9 protein-coding genes are annotated in these 19,592 nt (G+C 47.0%); all 9 read right to left on the bottom strand.

Annotated features, from left to right (window positions below):
* Nucleotides 1–16: 16 nt before the first annotated feature.
* Complete coding sequence (locus tag LS482_RS07315) at nucleotides 17–2,089, bottom strand: alpha-L-fucosidase (RefSeq protein ID WP_233031121.1); 2,073 nt, start codon at nucleotides 2,087–2,089, stop codon at nucleotides 17–19.
* 227 nt (nucleotides 2,090–2,316) lie between these two features.
* Nucleotides 2,317–4,302, bottom strand: a complete 1,986-nt coding sequence (locus LS482_RS07310; RefSeq protein ID WP_233031120.1) for a retaining alpha-galactosidase — start codon at nucleotides 4,300–4,302, stop codon at nucleotides 2,317–2,319.
* Between the two features lie 237 nt (nucleotides 4,303–4,539).
* Nucleotides 4,540–6,126 (bottom strand): glycoside hydrolase family 43 protein, encoded by a 1,587-nt coding sequence (locus tag LS482_RS07305; RefSeq protein WP_233031119.1) that lies wholly within the window; start codon nucleotides 6,124–6,126, stop codon nucleotides 4,540–4,542.
* A 35-nt stretch (nucleotides 6,127–6,161) separates the two neighbouring features.
* The gene (locus LS482_RS07300; RefSeq protein ID WP_206363277.1) at nucleotides 6,162–7,613 is read right to left on the bottom strand and encodes a cellulase family glycosylhydrolase; all 1,452 of its coding nucleotides are present in this window, start codon (nucleotides 7,611–7,613) and stop codon (nucleotides 6,162–6,164) included.
* 211 nt (nucleotides 7,614–7,824) lie between these two features.
* Nucleotides 7,825–9,786, bottom strand: a complete 1,962-nt coding sequence (locus LS482_RS07295; RefSeq protein WP_233031118.1) for a sialate O-acetylesterase — start codon at nucleotides 9,784–9,786, stop codon at nucleotides 7,825–7,827.
* A 132-nt stretch (nucleotides 9,787–9,918) separates the two neighbouring features.
* Nucleotides 9,919–12,669 carry a T9SS type A sorting domain-containing protein gene (locus LS482_RS07290; RefSeq protein ID WP_233031117.1) on the bottom strand — a complete coding sequence of 917 codons (2,751 nt, stop codon included), beginning with the start codon at nucleotides 12,667–12,669 and terminating at the stop codon, nucleotides 9,919–9,921.
* Between the two features lie 150 nt (nucleotides 12,670–12,819).
* Nucleotides 12,820–14,328, bottom strand: a complete 1,509-nt coding sequence (locus tag LS482_RS07285) for a glycan-binding surface protein (protein ID WP_233031116.1) — start codon at nucleotides 14,326–14,328, stop codon at nucleotides 12,820–12,822.
* An 18-nt stretch (nucleotides 14,329–14,346) separates the two neighbouring features.
* Nucleotides 14,347–15,930, bottom strand: coding sequence for a RagB/SusD family nutrient uptake outer membrane protein (locus LS482_RS07280; protein ID WP_233031115.1), 1,584 nt, complete (start codon nucleotides 15,928–15,930; stop codon nucleotides 14,347–14,349).
* A 12-nt stretch (nucleotides 15,931–15,942) separates the two neighbouring features.
* Complete coding sequence (locus LS482_RS07275) at nucleotides 15,943–19,110, bottom strand: SusC/RagA family TonB-linked outer membrane protein (protein WP_233031114.1); 3,168 nt, start codon at nucleotides 19,108–19,110, stop codon at nucleotides 15,943–15,945.
* Between the last annotated feature and the right edge of the window lie 482 nt (nucleotides 19,111–19,592).

Below are 19,592 nucleotides of genomic sequence, written 5' to 3'. Positions count from 1 at the left end.
GTTTTTCCAGCTTAAATCAATCCGTGACCACATCTATTTCAGCATATCCTATATTATCATTGCCCTCAGTGTTCTTTAATGCCCGGAACTTGATAAAACGGGCTTTTTGAGGTGCAAACATTCTGGTTTGCCAAACGGGGTTGTTTTTGATATTGGAGAATTCTCCCTTGTCTGCCAGTTTCCATTTCTTATTATCATCGGACACATAAAACTCGTAGTTGGTAATGATGCCGGGTTCCCACATGCTCTGGTCCGGATGGTACCTGAAACCATTCAAATTTTGCAGACCTCCCAGATCGATGACAAGATCAACGGGCATCTTCTTGTCCCTGCTTTGACGCCAGGTGGTAGCTGTATTTCCGTCCAGAACGGCGTATGCTTTATGGTCATCGGTTCCGACGATCTTCCAATCCTTTCTGCAAATGTCAAATTTCCCGATAGTCACAGGGCTGCTTTTATGCGTGGAAGGATCATAGGCAATGGCTTTTACTTCCACTTTCCCGTCTGTCGGGACCGGGCCTGTATACCTTTTTGATTCCGGGGTAGGCTCGCTTCCATCCAATGTATAATAAAAATATGGCCCTATATCATCGGTCGATATGGTGATTTCACCGGATTGATCCCGGATAATGGCGGGAGGATTCAAAGATAACGGCGCATTGTAAATCCCGATATTGGAAATTACCGGGCAGCTTTTCGAGTCGGTAATACGGAAACGAACCTTCGTTGCCTCAACAGCGGGAAACCTGAGGATACGCTTATACCCGACGGTCGTTCCTTTGGCCAGTTCTTTCCAGTTTCCGTCCACGAGGGCTTCCACCGTAAAGGCTTTCACCCGTTGCCCCAAGCGGATGTATTCCTGTGCAAGGAACCGGTTGACCATGGTTGGTTTTTCAAAATTTATGGTCAGGGAGGCTGTTGTTACGCTATCATCCGTTGCCCAGTATGTGTCCTTATTATTGTCTAACGCCTTATCCGCTCCAAATTCTTTGGCTTTACCGCGGACATCCGACGCAATCGCATGCTTGTTCCTGGCTAAGTTTTCAGCAAATGAAGCCTCGACGGTTGCCGCAAATTCCAATGCCGCTTTTTCGTCATTTTCATGAATCAGACCATTGGGCATGATCGGGAAGTTGAGCAACAGCGTGCCGTTGCGCCCTATGGAGTTATAATAGGTCTCCATTAACTGCGGTACTGTTTTTACCTTGTCGTCCTCAATCGGGTGATAAAACCACTCCGGCCGGATGGAGGTATTTACTTCAGCCGGCACCCACGAATCGCCGGTTTCCAGGCCAAAATGCAACATCTCCCACTCCACGTCGCCTGTACCGTTCAATAAACTCCAGTTGGTCTCCCCTACAAAGCCCCCTTCTGTGCCTACCCAGCGCAGGTCCGCCCTGTCGCCGCCATCGTTCCAGATAACAATGTCGGGTTGAAGCTCCCGGATCATTTTATACGTCGGCTGCCAGTCGTAATATGTCGTACGGTCAATTTTACGGTTTTCATTGGCACCACCGTAATAACCGTTGCCTCCATTGGCGCCATCGAACCATATTTCGAAAATGGGGCCATAATCGGTCAGTAACTCTTTTATCTGGTTTCGGAAATAGGTGATGTATTCCGGCTTTCCATAATCAGGGTGATTCCTGTCCCATGGAGATACGTAAATGCCCAATTTCAAACCGTATTCTTCGCAAGCCTCGGCCAGTTCGCGGACCACATCCCCCTTGCCGCCCTTCCAGGGAGCGTTTTTTACAGAATACTCCGTATACTCCGACGGCCATAAACAAAAGCCACTATGGTGTTTAGCCGTGATGATGATGCCTTTCATCCCTGCTTCTTTACAAATCCGGGCCCACTGACGGGCATCCAGTTCCGTGGGATTAAACAGGTTGATATCTTCATTACCATATCCCCATGCCTGGTCGGTGTAGGTGTTCAGTGAGAAATGAACAAATGCATAATATTCCATTTCCTGCCATCTCATCTGGTTTTCGGATGGCACAGGCCCGAAGGCAGTCGGAGGTGCTACTCTGCTACACCCCATACATACGGCCAGAACGGTTCCGAATACTAAATACCTGATCATATTCTTTTTTTATTGATTGTTCAACGGTTATTATACGTATCAGCAAGCACTGTATGTCTCAAAGTTAGCTTTTAATTTTTATTTTGTCATTATGACTATTTGGACTTTATAATTGTTTTGAAATCAAAACAAGGTATAGTACCGGCCGGTTATATTGGCCGCTGCCTTCGTTATGCATAAATTTTCCCGGGCTACCGGTGAATGGCAGCGCAGCATGCAAACACGCCTTATTTTTCCGGTCTGATTATGATTGCAAAGCCACCGCCATTAGCCATACTTATTACCGGTTTATCGGTACTTACTACTTTAATTATCTCACGTTTATAGTCCGTGGGATCTTTATCTGCGTTAACCCCGTCTTTAAAAATCTCCGCCAAATAGGTTCCCTCTCCCAGGAAAGACAGGTCTATCGATATTTCTCTTGCCGACCAATTGGTTAAACCACCTACAAACCATTTTTCATCCTTTCGCCTGGCCAGAGCAACATATTCGCCAACTTTGCCATCGAGGGCAACTGTTTCGTCAAAAGTGGTAGGGATCCTGGAAATAAAGGTAGTGCTTTCCTGTTCTTTCATATAGGCCGTAGGGCTATCTGCCATCATTTGCAAGGGTGCTTCATAAATGATATACATCCCTAATTGGTGACACCTGGTCCCCTGGCTCATCGGCATGGAATTGCTCGGACGAAAATCTGCTCTTGTTGCATTGCGCATTGCTCCCGGTGTATAATCCATAGGCCCCGCCAGCATTCTGATGAAGGGAATACAGGTCGCATAATACGGCATATCATCATTCGGCGTCCATTTCACGTTCTCCAGACCTTTGACCCCTTCAAAATTGACCACATTAGGGTAGGTCCGCTGAATACCTGTAGGTTTATAAATGCCGTGGAAATCGATCAGGAGTTTATAAGAGGCCGCCTTTTTTGAAATGTCATAAACAGATTTTACCATTTTCTGATCATCACGATCTAAAAAATCAATCTTAAAGCCCTTAACCCCTAATTTTGAATAGTGAGAAAAGGTATTATCCAGATCCTGATTTATGGCATACCAGGTGGCCCATAAGATAATCCCGACATTTTTCTGATTCGCATAGCTGATGATTTCTTCGATGTCCATACCGGGTGAAATTTCCAGCATATTGTTTTCTTCACTCCAACCTTCGTCCAGCACCACATATTCAATATGGTTTTCTGCGGCAAAATCAATATAATACTTATAGGTTTCCGTATTGATTCCAGCCTTAAAATCAACCTTCGATATACTCCAGTCATTCCACCAGTCCCATGCCACTTTACCCGGCTTTATCCAGCTTACATCAGCAATTTGTGAAGGTGCTGAAAGTTTTTGGACCATGTCATTATTCAACAGGTCTTTATCGCTTTCACTTATTATTATTGCTCTCCACGGGAAATTGCGGGTACCGCTTGTTTTAGCCATATAAGGTTCCCGCTTCACCACCATGTAGTTCATATTATTAAAGCCTCCCAGGCGTTCTTCCTTCGGGTAATGGGCAAATGCCCCCTTCAAACCTTGCTGTGTTTGATTATTGCGTGTTAAGAACATACCGGGATAATCTTCCAGGTCAGCCTCTATGATAGCCGCCTTTTTCCCATTTTCCAGATCAACAAGGAGCGGGGAAATAGCCAGTGAATCTTTCACAAATTTGGAAAGGGGAATTTCAGTATACATCGCTTCGAAAGCGGATGTATACATATCGTTTTCCCTCAGATCGCGCACGTAGGGAACAAAGGCTTTATAATCCTTGCTAAAGTTAAAATTGGCTTCTTCGGATTCAATAATGATCTGTCCCTTCTTACTGGTAAAAAAGCGGTAGGCCACACCATCGTTATAGGCTCTTAAAATCAAACCGAAACCGCCTTTAAACTTTATTACGACCTGGTTGTACTCGTCAATTACCGTTGCCTTTTTATAAACAGGTGTGGCAAAGGTGTTGCTGACTTTTGAATTTTTAACGCTGATAACTTTTGCATTATTTCCTAAAACCTCTCCGCTGCCAAGTGTCAATGAAATCGTGGAAGGAGCTATAACTTCCGTATTTTCATGTTTGACAGACCACAAAATCTTCTCTCCGCTTTCCAAAGCCATGTCGATCTTCCCGTCGGGCGACTTTACATGGATGACCTGCGCCATACCAACACCGGTTGATAAAAACACGATAGAGACTATATATAAAAAAATTCTATTCATTTGATATATTGATTTTTAATGCATGACAAAAAAATAACGCTATTCTGATTGGAGCGGGTAACACCAGGGCAAATTCCAAGTTACATGTTACATGTTGCAGGTTTGTTAAATGCTATTACCCAAACATATAACCCGCAACCTGTAACAAAAAAAATACCTTCAACTCCAAAACTCCGAACTGTAACACTATTACTATTCCATATATAATGCGTTTGCCTTGTGGGTAACACGATAATTTCAGTCTACAACTCCCGGCGTATAAACAAATTTGTCAAAATCGGCATAGGCTTTGGAAGATCCTCCGCCCGAACTTGCAAACAGACCAAGGTATATTCCTGTAAATCCACCTGCCGTTTCGGAACTGATATAGCGTACATCCACTTTATCCAAAGTCTCGAAATCCTTGCCGTTAGTCGAATAGGCAAATGAATAATAGTCTTTATCGCCACGGACCTGCAGGTGGACATTTCCTTCAGGCACGGAAATCTCACAAGCCGTATGGGACAATGCCCCCAGGCGGTAACGCAGGCTCAAAACGCGTTTCCCCGACGCATCCTGAGTTACAAACAGGTCATAATGCGATGTGTTATTCATAAACACGGTGATCCCTGATTCGTCTCCTTTTCGGGCATCAAAAAGTTCTGTGGCAGCAGTGGCAGTAAAGTTGATATGCTCCTGCCTGCGTCCGACAAAAGTGGGCGAATCAAGATCGTCGAGCGATACCGGCGTTGCCTTTAAACGTAAGTGCCCTTTTCTCGCGCTTAACGAATAATTTTCGCTTTTGGGGTTTCTCAAATAACTCCATTCAAGCCCCAGTTTATCTTCGTTGAAATCGGAGCTGTACGATACCCGGGGAAACGGCTGCAACGGTAAAGTAGGAACATCCATGTTTAAATCTACCGTACCATCGCCATTAACAACCGGCCACGCATTCCTGTCCCATCTCACGGGAGCCAGAAAGGTTTCCCTGCCCAGCATGTGGTGCAACCCGGACTGTGGCCGAAAAGCGAGGAACACCATCCACCAGGAACCGTCGTTGGCCTGAACCAGATCCGCATGTCCTGTGCCCTGGACCGGATGTGATTGGGCATTCGCGTTCATGTGCGTTAAAATGGGATTGGCGGGATTCGAATCATAGGGTCCGTCGATATGCTTACTACGTGCAATGGTCACTTTGTGCCCATACTCTGTGCCTCCTTCCGAAATCAACAAATAATACCACCCGTCCTTTTTGTAAATGTGCGGGGCTTCCGGGTAGCGCCCTCCTGTCCCATTCCAGATTGCTTTGCTCTCTGAAAGTTGTTCACCCGTCAATGGGTTAATTTCGCACAAGTAGATACAGTTGTCCGGATTGGTGGTGAGGTAACACTTATCACCCTCGAAATAGAGCGAAGGATCAATCCCCCCCTGCTTCAACCACACGGGGTCTGACCATTCGCCGGTCGGATCTGTTGTGTGCACAATGAAATTACCCCCGCCGGTTACATTTGTAGTGACCATGTAAAAAACCCCGTCATGATAACGGATGGTGGGCGCAAAAATACCTCCCGAAGCGCCACATTTCTCCAAATTCACTTGTGAAGGCCGGGTTAAGCAGTGTCCTATTTTTTCCCAATTGACAAGGTCTTTGCTGTGAAAAACCGGGACTCCCGGGAAATACTCGAAAGTACTGGTTACCAGATAAAAACTATCGCCGGCTTTACAGATACTCGGATCGGGATGAAATCCGGGGATTACCGGATTTTTATAGGTGGTTTGACCTATGAGCAGGCTTACCTGTAAAAACAGTAAACAGGCAAGCCATGTGATTTTTTTACTTATCATGAGTTATTTTTAATTGAAATACGGGCAGGTTTTTATTATTCTATTGCCTCAAAAAGTTTATCGATGGTACGTTGGTCTTTTACGGAACCGTTGTTTCTATCCACCGCAACTCCCGTATCCCACCAAAAAGGGATCAAACCATTCGCCAGGGCCTTCCTTGTTACATACTCGATCCAATGATCTACTGCATTGTGGTGTGTCTCCAGGTCCTGGGGGACATGCTCACTTTCGTGACGTCGATAGGCCCCATATTCGCCCAGGATTACCGGGATTCCTTTGTCGATGAATTTCGTTTTTGCCAAAGCCATAGATGCATCTACTTCATCCTCTTCCCCATAGGTGGCGTTGCGGTCGGGTTCAATGGCAGAGTGGTTATCTGCACCCCAGTAATAGGCCATCTTGCCCCAGCTCTTGTCGCCGTCGAACAGGATGCAGAATTGAGAAGGTGTATAATAATGTACCTCAGCCATCATACGGCCGTCTACCTCATCTGTAGGCATGTTCATCAAATCATTGCTTTTTTCAATATTTGTAGCAGGTCCCTGGACCACCAGCACCCTATAGCTGTTCTTACCGCCCGTAGCCCGAACGGCATTGACAAAGGTCTGGTGGTAGGAATGGAGTACCGCCATCTCTTCAGCATTATCTACGTCTGGCTCATTGGCACTGGCAAACATCAGGTGCTCATCAAAGTCGCGCATGGCTGTTGCTATTTGTTCCCAGTACGCTTTTTGTTTGGCATTTACCGAATCTTTCTTTTCGGGGGTGCAGTTTTTTTCCAGCCAGCCACCATCCCAGTGGATATTGAGCATTACATACATGTCATTGTCTACACAGTATCCTACCACTTCTTTGACCCTGTTCATCCACTCTTGTCCTATTTTTGCCGTCGCCTGGTCTGCATACTGATCCCAGGCACAGGGAATACGAATGGCGTTGAATCCCAGTTTTTTAACAGCCTCGACATATTCTTTTGTGATATTCGGATTACCCCAGGCATTTTCACCGCCCGTGGCTTCCAGGGTATTGCCGATATTCCAGCCCAGTTTCATTTTGGCCGCCAGCTCCACGGCATTGCTGCTCATCCCTGTGGCATCGGGCGGCAGCGGAGAAGTATTATAAGAGGGGTAGATCGTCGAACCCTGTGAGGCATTAATCCTGCGCACCTGGCCGTTTGACGCGGCAACCTCCAATACGGAGGCCCGGGCTGAACCGGTGCCATTAGCTTCTGTGCTTAATTTTACGGATGTGCTTCCGCTGCTACCTGTTGTCTGACTCGGCTGTAACCATGAGACCGGGTTACTAATACTCCACTCGCTGTTGCTTGTTATGGTTATTTCTACATCTCCTCCTTCCGCTGTGAAATCAGCCTTATTCGAAGAAACGTCGAGCACGGGGGCTATTTCTCCTTCTTTACTACTGCAAGAGGCAAGTGCTATTATTACAAAAAGTATAGCCAGAATCCCGGCCGGATTTATTTTTTTCATTTCGGGTTGTTTTTATTTGTTTTTAGTACATGACAAAATTTGTTTTTCAGCAAGTTGTCGGAAAATCAGCTTTACCCTAACCCTAAAGTGAACCTGATTTTCCTCAATTCACCCTTTAGGGACGGGGTGCAACATCGAGGAAAATCCAGCGAAATTGAATTTTGCCTTGTACTAAACTGTTTATTATTCGTTTTCATCCAATCTTTGGATTCTATTTCCGGGTGATCCCTTTCCAGTCATCTGTCCGGAAAGGGACCGCAGGCAATCCTTCGGAATTTACCAGGTTGCATTCGGGGTTGTCGGCCCAGGCATAGCGTACCGCTTCCGGACTGACCACCTTATCGGAATAAACGACCACCTCATTTCCCTCGATCACAGCTTTGGCCCAATGGAATTTCCGGTCATTTCCCGCAATGGCAAAACCTGTTACTTGTCTCCCGTCTTTTGCGGATAGTCCCGAACCGGTATTGGTGAAGCTGATGCGGACCCGGTTTCCTTCTGTTTTAGCGCTTTTATACACGGGACCGGATGCGATACGGTCGTTCCGTCCATATACCATTTTATCGGCGATCAGAGCCAGTCGCCGGCCTACTTCCTGCTTGTTTGTGGGGTGGATATTATCCGCTTCGCCTATGTCGATGATACAGGCCATTCCCGTATTCGGTTGTGACAACGTCAGCGTCTGGGCTTCCCTGAGCTCTGCCCAATCACTTTCCGAAGGGGTATCTTTTCTCTTTTTGAAATTTGCCAGTTGTACATACAAAAAGGGGAGGTTGCCCTGGCCCCAGCATTCCCGCCAGTCGGTGATCAGCATGGGGAAAAGCTTCCTGTAGTGATACGCTTCGGGGGCATTCGCTTCTCCCTGGTACCATATAAATCCCTTGATGCCGTAAGGGATGACCGGGTTGATCATCGCATTGAACAATACCGCGGGCCTGTAATGATAATCCATGATCCTGGGAAGGGCGGGTTCGATATCTTTTTGATACAACCACTTTCCGGCTAAAGATATTTTTGAAGAGCCGTCCGTGATATAGAGGCTGTCGGCCGGGGGATAGATACCTCCGCCGTTCCAGATCATGGCCAGGCGGATAGAAACCACGTTTTCCCCCTTTTTTACGAGGTGGGCGGGAATGGTATACCGATGGGTTGGATTTGAGTTCCAGACCGCCTTACAGATCTCCTCACCGTTGAAGTACAGAGAATAGTTAAACTCCGGATGTCCCACATTCACTACCAGGTCTTTACCCTCAAAACGCTCCGGCAATAGTACCCTTTTGCGCAGCCACATCACCCCTTCGTAGGGCCCGATCCCGAAATCTTTGATCAACCGGGGCATTTCCGTTTCGGTCCAGCCGGAGTCGTCGTATTCCGTCGAAGGTACTATCTTGTCTGCCTTATCCTGAGGATTCAAGACGATATCCCAAAAGCGTATGACATTCAGGCTGTCCTGTACAAAATCGTAGGGGTCCCTGAGCGTATCATTGGCCAGCACGGCCTGCCTGGATATCGGGGAAGAAAGCAACATTTCCCGGCTTGTCCAGGATTCTACGGGTGTTCCCCCCCAGGTACTCTGGATAATGCCTACTGGGACATTGTGGTCCCGGTGTATCTTTCTCGCAAAAAAATAGGCAACAGCCGAAAACTCCTTTACATTGGCGCTGTCGCATACCTGCCACTTTCCGGAAGAAATATCGGTTTGCGGGGTTAATTTCTTATTGTGCACTACCGGAAGGAAACGTATATTGGAAAAATCGGCATTTGCGATCTCATTTTCTGCGTCTGCGGACTGCTGCACCTGCCATTCCATATTGGACTGCCCGGAAGCCACCCATACATCCCCGATGAGGATACCCTTCAGTTCCAAACCTTCGGTTGGCTTTCCCTTTTCATAAATTTTAAGGGTATAGGGACCGCCTGCTTTGAACTTCGGAAACCGGACCATCCACTTTCCTTCGGTATCGGCTTTTGTGGTTGCACGCACGGTTCCCAATTCTGCTATGATGTGTGCTCCGGGGTCCGAATTTCCCCAAACCGGAATTTTTATGCCCCTTTGTAAAACCATATCATTCCCGAATACTTTGGGCATGGTGATCCGGGCGTAACATAGCCCCTGGCAAAAGAGGAACAGTATGAAAAGTCCTCCCGCTATTCTTGTTTTCGTATTTAACATTGTTTTCAGGTTAATTTATTTTGACTGTGGCTTTAGAGCATGTTTAAACTGAATTTAATTGGCTAAAGTATTTATAACCTTATCCGGACAGGGGATGCTATGTGTCTGATAAGGGGTTTTTATGTTTTCCCATTAATTGACAATTAACTTCTTCGTTATGTTATATTGGCCGGATCGTATATTGACCAGGTAAATTCCTCTATCCAGAGACTGATCGAATTCCCGTATTTCATCTCCTCCCGTAACTTCCTGGTACAACCATCTGCCCCGATTATCATAAATACTGATGATCGCTGTTTGTAAAGGGGCCGGTAATGCTATCGAAAATTTCCCTGCCCGGGTAGGGTTCGGGTAAATAACAACTTCATTAGCTAAAGTATTGTCATTTACCTGAAGGGCAATGGTTTTCTCCGCCTGGGCTCCACTTGTTATTGTGACATCAAAAGTCTGCGTGCTTTGGCACCCTCCGCTGTTCGTATAGGTAGCTTCATAGCTTCCTGCCTGGCTGGCCTGTATATTGGAAATGGTTACTTCCCGGGTGGAAGCACTAAAACCGTTCGGTCCGCTCCAGCTCCACGATCCTCCCTGGATAGGCTGGGGCCCGAATTTCACCGTCCCGCCTGCGTCTAAGGCGGCACTGGCTGTTTGCTGCCAGGTTCCGTTATTGATCTGTACGTACGGTATAATGCCCGTAGGCGTACAGGCGGCAGGGTCTCCATATACGATACCACGACCGGCCGTACTCATATATACTCTTCCGAAGACATTCATATCTCCCTGCACGAATTGCCCGTTTCCCGGACCTCCGTATTGTTGCGTGTCCGTATTGATCCTGGTCCAGGATGCTCCCTGGTCTGTGGAGCGATAAACACCTTTTACATTGTTGATGGTACCCCAAATGTAAATGGCAGGATAATTGGCTCCGGGGGCAGCGATACCGAAACCAACGGCTCCACAATAACTGATACCATTTATGGTTGAAAAGGATTGCCCGGAGTCTGTTGAACGTACCAGACCTCCATTGTTCAAAGCTATCCAGACATGGCCTTCCCTTCCGGGCGCCAGCCGGATGACTTTTGAGCCCCAGCCCGCGACTGAACCTGTCTGGGAAAATGAAGATCCGCCGTCGGTGCTCACCATTACCGCTCCGTTCCCGGGGTTGTATGCATAAAATTTATTGGAATTGACCGGGTCGCCAACCGGATGTGCTTCATTAAAACTTAACCCGCTTACCGTGGACCAGGAAGACCCGTTATTCGTTGAACGGTAAGTGACAGACGATTGCCTGGGCGAATGCAAAACGATATTGCCATTGGCCGATAGCGCCACCTTTCCCTGCGTTCCGTTCATATTGCTTTGGGTCCAGGTCGATCCCATATCGGTGGAATAATACATGGAATTTCCCACCCGAACCATTTTGCCCGTATTCTGGGCCGCTACTGCCAGCCCGGTGGTGGTTCCCATTTGCGGGTTATGAATGGGTGCATATTGACCAATGTCAGTATGCCTGAATCCGTCATAGTCGCCGATAACCGAAATTAAAGGGCCATTGGGAATACTTTCCAGGCCAAGGGGCACGGTTTCTTCAAGCCCCCGGACAGTAAACCGCCAGGTACCGCTGCTATTGATGTTGTCATTCACGAAAATACCATTCCCCGAAGTGACCCAGACTTTTTGCGTATTGAAGGGGTCGAATTCTACGGAGCCTGCCCAATGGATGGAATGGCCGTTGATCCAGGTTACACCATCAGGGTCCATGTTAAATCCCCGGTCTACCACATCAACCCAGCTCGATCCGCCGCTGGTGCTCAGGAATATCCGGTCACCCCAGGTCCCATTCTGGTTCATATAGGTGTTGATGGTAGATGTCACAACCCGGTTAGGATTATTCGGATCAACGCTTATTCCTCCGAATGCCCTGTTGAAACCCGAAGGTGTGATGTTGGTCCATGCACCTGAAGGAATATTGTATTTCCAGATCTGTCCGTTATCCATGGGTTCGGGCACTGCCGAGTGCCCGTGAGGCCCGGCTCCATTGCCATAGGTTATATACAGGTCTCCGTTACTTGCCAAAGCCGCCCGATGGGGCATATAGGTGGTGGTAGCCCCTGAAACTGCCGAAAAGGACTGGCCGCCATTTTCACTTCGGTACAGGTTTGTACTGCCACTGCGCGAAACTCCGACAATGATCCGTTGCGTAACTCCCCCCGAAACGCTGCTGCCATCCAGAATAACAAAGCTTATCCCGTTTTCATTGGGGGTCGTGGTAACGTTTAGCGTATTGAGCCTGCTCCATGTTACACCGGCATCCGTACTCCTGAACAATCCGTTCCGCCGCGTACCGCAGTACACAATATTGCTGTTGTTGGGATCAACTACAAGTTTCTCGCCGGTTTGTCGCCCCATACCGTTACCGTGAGCCTTAAATTGATCCGTGACATCTGTTACGGTAAACGTGTTGCCATAATCACTGGAGTGAAGGATTGCAGTTTTGCCATTATTAAAATAACTGATGCCTGCAAGCATATACAACCTGCCGGGATTATTAGGATCTGTTGCCAGTGATTCGACACCCAGAAACCCTACCTGATCTTCCGATACCCAGTCCGTCAGAGGTATCCAGCTGCCCGTCGAAGCATTCCATCTGTAGGCACCTCCTACATCGGTCCGGGCATAAACCAGGTTTTGCTGGGTCTTACTCGGTATAATGGCAGATACAAATCCGCCACCGCCGATAGCTACACTCTTCCAGTTGTAATCAGCTGTGGCCTGGGCCTTAACCTTATGGCCCTGGCACATAAGAATTGTGACAAATAAACAGAGAAAGGCAGGTATTTTATACCTGAAACTGTTTTTTCCATAGTCATGATTGATTTTTTTCATAATTTAAGTTTAAGGGGTTAATTAAATGGTGTAAATTTTTGGTGGCTTTGGTTGCGAAAAACATTTTGGGAAGAAGTTGTCTGAAAAGTAGCTTTACGCCACCCTGTCCCGACAGCATCACTGCCTTTTTCAGACAACTTCTCTTACCTGTTACCTTCTCACTACCCTGAAATTATCAAAGGCGGCATTAAACCCTGTCCTGGTGGGTGAAGAACCATAATTGTGCATATAGAGGAATAAGTTGCTCGTGGTGGTCCCTGTTCCTCCAAACAGTTCATTGATACTTGCTACCGGTTCACCTTTGCCATCTCCCGTAGCATCATTTCTGCGGAATGCAGAGAGCGGAATAGTCACCGTTTGCCAGCCTTCAGTAGAATGTGCCGCCGTATTTGTGGAAGAGACCTGCCAGGGTTCGTACCGGGCCATATAGTTATTATTTGAGGTCTTGATAGAAAGGGTGCCACCATTCCAGGGCTCAGGAATACTGATCTCAAACTTAAGCGCCCAGCTATTCACAGGATCGGAAATGTTCTCGACTGGTAACCACGGTGCTTCTTCGATTCGGATCGCGGTACTCTGATCATCACCAGCACCGGGGTCCAGGATAGCGGTCTTAAGTACGAGATATTGGCTTGAATTGCCGGGAAAGTCAGGGTCATCGCTTTTTAATTCGGCTCCTCCCCACCATTTCCAGCCAAAATCATCTCCCCATTCGAAATTGGCTATTATCCCTGTTGTCAGATCGTTGACATTAAATGCCGTAGTAAAAGTCCCGCCTAATGTAACAATCTCCACAGGCCCACTTTGGGATAATTCCGGGACGATAAAACCAACGGATTCCCCATCTTCGGATCCGGTGAATTCCGAGATTTCAGTCCCTGCAAAGGACAGGCTCTGAACCGGCGATAAGTTATTGCCATAAATGTAAACCATGTCGCCAGCGTTGGGGTTTTCATTGGATATCCTCAAAATTACAGGAGGCCCCAGGATCTTAATGGTATACATGTCCGTTCCGAGGCTTGTTGTATAAGTGATCGTATTGGCCAGTGAAGCATCGCCTCCCGACAGGTCTTCAGGAACTTTTACTACGGCACTGGAATCAGTGTACATGATATTTCCCAGATCGGCACTGACCCCCTGAAAAGCTATTTCAGAGGCATCTTTCAGGTTATATCCGATAATATTAATGTGTTGCCCCGGACCAACGGCATCCACAATGGTATCATTGGGAGCGTCTTCATAATTTCTTACGCGTGAGATCACAGGTTCACCCATAATGCTGATCATATAATGAGCACTGCCTCCCTCACTGATTACCGTAATTTCATTCAATTTTTCATCCGGTACGTATTGAAACGCTATAGAGGGTATTTGCACTACTATACTTGCATCGGTAAAAAGGGTATTGTTGATCGTTGCAGGGGTATCCGCAAAATATACTTCGGATACATGGCTTAGGTTTTTTCCCATAATCACCACCCACTGACCGGTATTGATCGTATTGACGAGCGTGTCATTGGGAGAAGCTTCATAATTCCGGACCTCTGTAATGACAGGGGCAGACACGGTATCTTCCTTCTCGCAGGCAAGCATCAGGACAAAAACTGCCGCCAGACAAGGAAGTAGAAAACGATTAAATTTATATTTAGTTTTTTCCATGATATGTTCTTGATTATGTTAGAATGAATAAGATACCGGTGGTTCCAACAGCTTAGGATTGGCTGTTATCTCGGATGACGGCAGCGGAAACCTAAATGTATTCACCGTGGCCGGGGTTATTTCCCCGTACGGGTCCCGGGGGGTTGCCGTCCCGTCTTCATAATCAAAAGGCACACGTTGCTCGTTGTTGAGAATACCGATGGCCTTTTGGGGATCGTAGTAGGAGAGCCTTACGAGGTCGTTCCAGAACTGACCTTCGGCGGCGAGCTCAATCCTTCGTTCCTTCAGCAACATGTCCGCATCGATGGAGGCCACGGGATCGAGTCCGGCCCTTGTGCGTACTTCGTTGAAGTAAAACAGTGCATCGGCATCTGATGTGGCGGCGTTATTGCCGAGGATCGCTTCGGCATACAGTAAATAAACATCGGCAAGCCTCAATAATGAGTTGTGCTCTGTGGAAGAGGTCATGGTCATGGTCGGTGCATTGTTATCCACATTGGTGCCGATAATATGTTTCTTTAAACCGGTATGGCTATCAAATGTAAAGCCGCCTCCCGCAGCATTTAACTCGGGGTAATAATCGCCTCTCAGCATAAAAGTGGCCTTGCGTCTTATGGAATCCTGCTCTGTGTATAAAGCAAACATATCGATAGTAGGCTCGATATTAAACCAGCCCGCCTGTCCGTTGGCCGATATTTCAGGGCCGCCGGGGGAATATACCTGTAGCATGTTGCCCTCCAGCCAGCCGAGGCCCGGCGCCCATTGCAAAGCAAACAATGATTCCTGGTTGTCATTGTACTCGGTCTTGAAGAGGTTTGCATAATTGTCCAGCAACGTCAGCCCGCTGTTTTTACAGACATTGCCGGCATAAGATCTGGCCTTGTCCAGTAATGCCTGGTCGCGCTGGCCGGAGCCTTCCGAATTCAGCCCTGCCCATGTCAAATAGACTTTAGCTAACATACCCTGTGCAGACCAGGTGGTTAGCCTCCCTTTCGTATCGGAATCGGGGAGGTGGCTCTCCGCAAAAGTGAGGTCATTCACCACAAACTGGTATACGTCGTTAACTTTATTTCTGTAAACCAGGGGAGCGCCGATCAGGCTGGTGTTATCCTCTATAATGGGGACCGGCCCCCACAACAAAGCCAGATTGTAATAAGCAAATCCACGTATAAACCTCGCCTCGGCAATGGCAGCGTTCCTGTCCTCTTCAGGAATGGAAGGCGGTGCTTTTTCCTGTATGGCATTAATGGTGGTATTGCAATGGGCAATAACCTTGTACATGGACTTCCAGTTCGCTATCATGATCTCATTCAACCCGGTTACGGAGAACGTATTCAGCTGAACCGCATCGCCCCAATAACCTACGGCCATATTGCCGCTAAGCACCTCGCCTACGGGCAAATAACAATTATAATTCCAGTCGGCCCATGGCGCACCCCCGTATAAAGCCGCAGTTGCCAGTCTCAGGTCTTCGGGGGTCTGATAAAAGTTTTCTGTACTGATCTCCGATAAAGGAGCACGCTCAAGAAAATCCTCACCACAGGACACCAAAAGCCCTGTAGCTGCGATGAGGGAATACACTATGATATATTTGAATTTCATGGTTTTCTGTTTTTATTTGTTAAGAGTAATGCTTGCACCAACCGAAAATACACGCGACTGGGGATAGAAACCATTGTCCACACCGGCGTTAAGCGGATCCCAGGACCCGATCTCGGGATCCATTCCTTTGTATTTGGTAATGATAAATGCATTGGTAACATTCGCGTAAATCCGAAGGGAATTGATATGTATTTTTTGCGTGAGCTCTTTGGGAAAGGTGTACCCTAAGGAAATGTTTTTACACCGGATAAAAGATCCGTCTTCGATAAATTTATCTGAAGTTCTGTTATTATCGTTTGTATTATCATTTCTGATACCTACGATCCTGGTATCGGGATTGGTAACATAAACATTGTTAACGTCACTGTCTGATCCGTCCGGGTCTATCAGCGCAAGTTTAGCGTAGTTGTTTAATGCCTTGAGGTAACCGAAACTGGTTCCGGGATATTCTCCGTTGATACGCAGCTGGTTAAACACCTTGTTCCCGTAATTGGCGTTGAAAAATATATTCAGGTCGAAGTTCTTATAAGAAAATGTATTATTAAGTCCCACCTGGTACTTGGGGATCGGCGACCCCAGATAGGTCTGATCGCGTTCGTCAATGATCCCGTCGCCATTGAAATCCTTAAACATCAGGTCGCCATACCAGATACTTCCTCCTGCCGGGCCAATATTAAGCTTTTCCCCGTTTCTCACAGGTATGGCATGCGTCTCAAAATCCTCCGCATTCGCAAAAACCCCTTCTACCACATATCCGTAAAATTCACCTATCGATCTTCCTACGGTGGTTTTGCTGTACTGTCCGTCTAATGAAGCGCCTTCGGTATTGAGTTTTTTGATCTTATTGATGTTATGGGATACGGTGAGATCTGTTGTCCATGAAAAATCTTCCCCGTTAAAATTTTTAGAACTTATTCTAAGGTCGAATCCCTTATTATTGATCTGACCGACATTTACGTAAGGAGATGCTATCGAACCGGGGGAATAGCCGGTAGCTGTTCCTGAGTATAATGGCAACGGAATCTGCATCAAAAGGCCATCGGTGTCCCTGTTGTAAAAATCTACCGAGAAGTTGAGACGCCAGTTAAAGAATGTTCCGTCAAGACCGATATTGGTGTATTTTGTCTTTTCCCATTCTACATAGGGGTTTGCCATGTTACTGGTAATCTGGGATATTCCGGAAAGACCTGTAGTCACCGTAGCCAATGTGGAGGTATAGGCATAATCCCTTATATTCTGATTGTTCGTCAGTCCGTAACCGGCCCGTAGTTTTAATTCATTTATTTTTTCTACATCCTTCAGGAATGCCTCATTATTCATTTTCCAGGCAAGGGCCCACGAATAGGTTGTTACCCACCGGTTTCCCGCAGCAAACTTTGAAGAACCGTCTACCCGGACGTTGCTGGTCAACAGGTATTTATCATCCATTCCGAAATTTATCCGCCCGAAATACGATTCCAGTGCACTGTGGGTCTTAATCCCCGAATTTGTAGCGGTATTGGGATCGCCGCCGCTGATCACCTGTACGTTATTGGAGGGGAAGTTGGTACGGCCCGCAGCTACGTTTTCGGATTTGTTCAGCTGTGCTTCGTGTCCCACCATGACGTTCATATTGTACCTGTCGACGAACAAGCGGGAATAGGTGAGGTAATTTCGTATGGTTGAATTATAGCTTTGTGCGAAGGTATAGGAGCCTTCATTGATGGTTCTTTCCACAAGCCCCATTTTATAACTCGGAAAAAACCTGTCCTGTGTAGCCATGGAAAAGCTTCCCGTGATCTCATTTCTCAGTACCAGGTCTTTTGTAAATGTGATCTCAGCGTAAGCATTGCCGAAAATTTGCTTCCGCCTTGCGCGATCTTTATTGATAAGGGCTATGGCATACGGATTTACCGTATTGTTCACCCAGCCGTTCGGGTTATAAGCACCGCCCCAGCTACCGTCGGCATTTCTCACGGAAATATCGGGTGTTTGACTGAGTGCCGTGCGGATCACATTCGAACTGGTGGAGTTGACATTTTCCTTGATGTTTGCCAGTTGAAGGCTTGTTCCTATTTTTAACCAATCGGTTGTCTGGTTATCCAGGTTAAGCCGTACCGACATTCTTTTGAAATCAGATCCCAGGGCAATGCCCTCCTGCTCAAAATAGGAACCGGAAAGCAGGTATTGCGTTCTTTTATCGCCTCCTTTGACCGTAATGGTGTGATTGCTGACCGGCGCGTTTCTGAATAGTTCATCCTGCCAGTCTGTTCCCTTGCCCAGATATTGGGGATTGACAAACTCCGGTCTTTCATCGAAGCCCCAGCCCAGTCCCGTATTTCGTTCATTGATGAAAGTAGCATATTCCTGCAAATTCATAAGAGGCAACCTGTTCGGAAGTTGTTGAAAGCCCGTATAAAATTCATAATTAATACTGGGCGGGGCATCTTTTCCCCTTTTTGTAGTAATTACGATAACTCCATTGGTAGCCTGCGAACCATAAATGGCCGTAGCGGATGCATCTTTTAAAACATCGATAGACTCGATCTCAGACGGGTTTATTCCGGCCAGGGGATTGGTGCCGGAACCGAGAGTGGCCGTGTTGTTTATAATAACACCGTCTATGACGTACAGGGGATCGGATGACCCGAACGAAGACAAGCCCCTGACCTGAACAGATACTGCTCCGCCCGGTTGCCCCGAAACCTGTTGTACCACAAGCCCGGGAACTTTTCCCTGCAGGGCCTGGTCCATTGTAACAGGACTGGTCTTCCGGAGGTCCTCACCGGTTATCGACGAAATAGAGCCTGTAATGTCCTTTCGTTTTGTGGTTCCGTACCCGATGACTACCACTTCATCCAGGGCGGTCATATCGGTATACAGGGCAACATTGATTACCGATTTCTGTCCGACGACAACCTCTTTTGAGACAAAGCCTATGGAACTGAATACCAGGACGGCTTCGGGAGAGGGAACTTCTATGGAATAGTTCCCGTCAAAGTCGGTAACAGTTCCCTTGTTGGTTCCTTTAACAACAATATTAACCCCCGGAAGCAGTTCTTTATCCTCACCTGAGGTTACTACCCCCGATACCTGGATGGCCTGCCCGAGAACAGGGACCATCCACAAATTCATCAGCAACGGAACAAGAGAGCGCCTCAGCCTCTTACCCGGCCATTTAATACGTGTACACGTCTTCATAAAATAGTGGTTTTGGTTTTTTAATAGTTGACCTTTTAACGGTCGTTCAAAGTCGTGAAAGTATCAATTCCGCTGCCTAGACAGGGTTCGCCATGTTTTTAATAAGGGAGAGCAATGTGTTATTCTTCCATATTTTGATAAAAATCCGGCCTATTTTATAATGTATTGTTAAAAAATTAATACAGTTTCTAAGAAACCGTTCTATTTTAACGTGAGTAATGGATAAGAAAAAGGCTTCCCTCTTCAGACGAAGGCCTGTGCTGAGCAAAGCCAAAGTAGGGGTGTCCCGCTTGCAGGACGGGGAGTTTGACCCAGCCCATACCCTGGGCTTAACCTCAAACTTTTATACAATACCTATAGCTTGGGTTATCAAACCCTCCGACCAAACGAAAGTTTGTCCACCTCCCTTTGTCTAAAGGCGTTGTATTGAGCCTAGTCGAAGTAGAGGAAATCTTTTTTACAATTCAATGCTTTTGACCGGA

It is taken from the genome of Sinomicrobium kalidii (genome assembly GCF_021183825.1).
GTDB classification, from domain to species: domain Bacteria; phylum Bacteroidota; class Bacteroidia; order Flavobacteriales; family Flavobacteriaceae; genus Sinomicrobium; species Sinomicrobium kalidii.
This window is presented reverse-complemented; position numbering and strand designations above follow the sequence as displayed.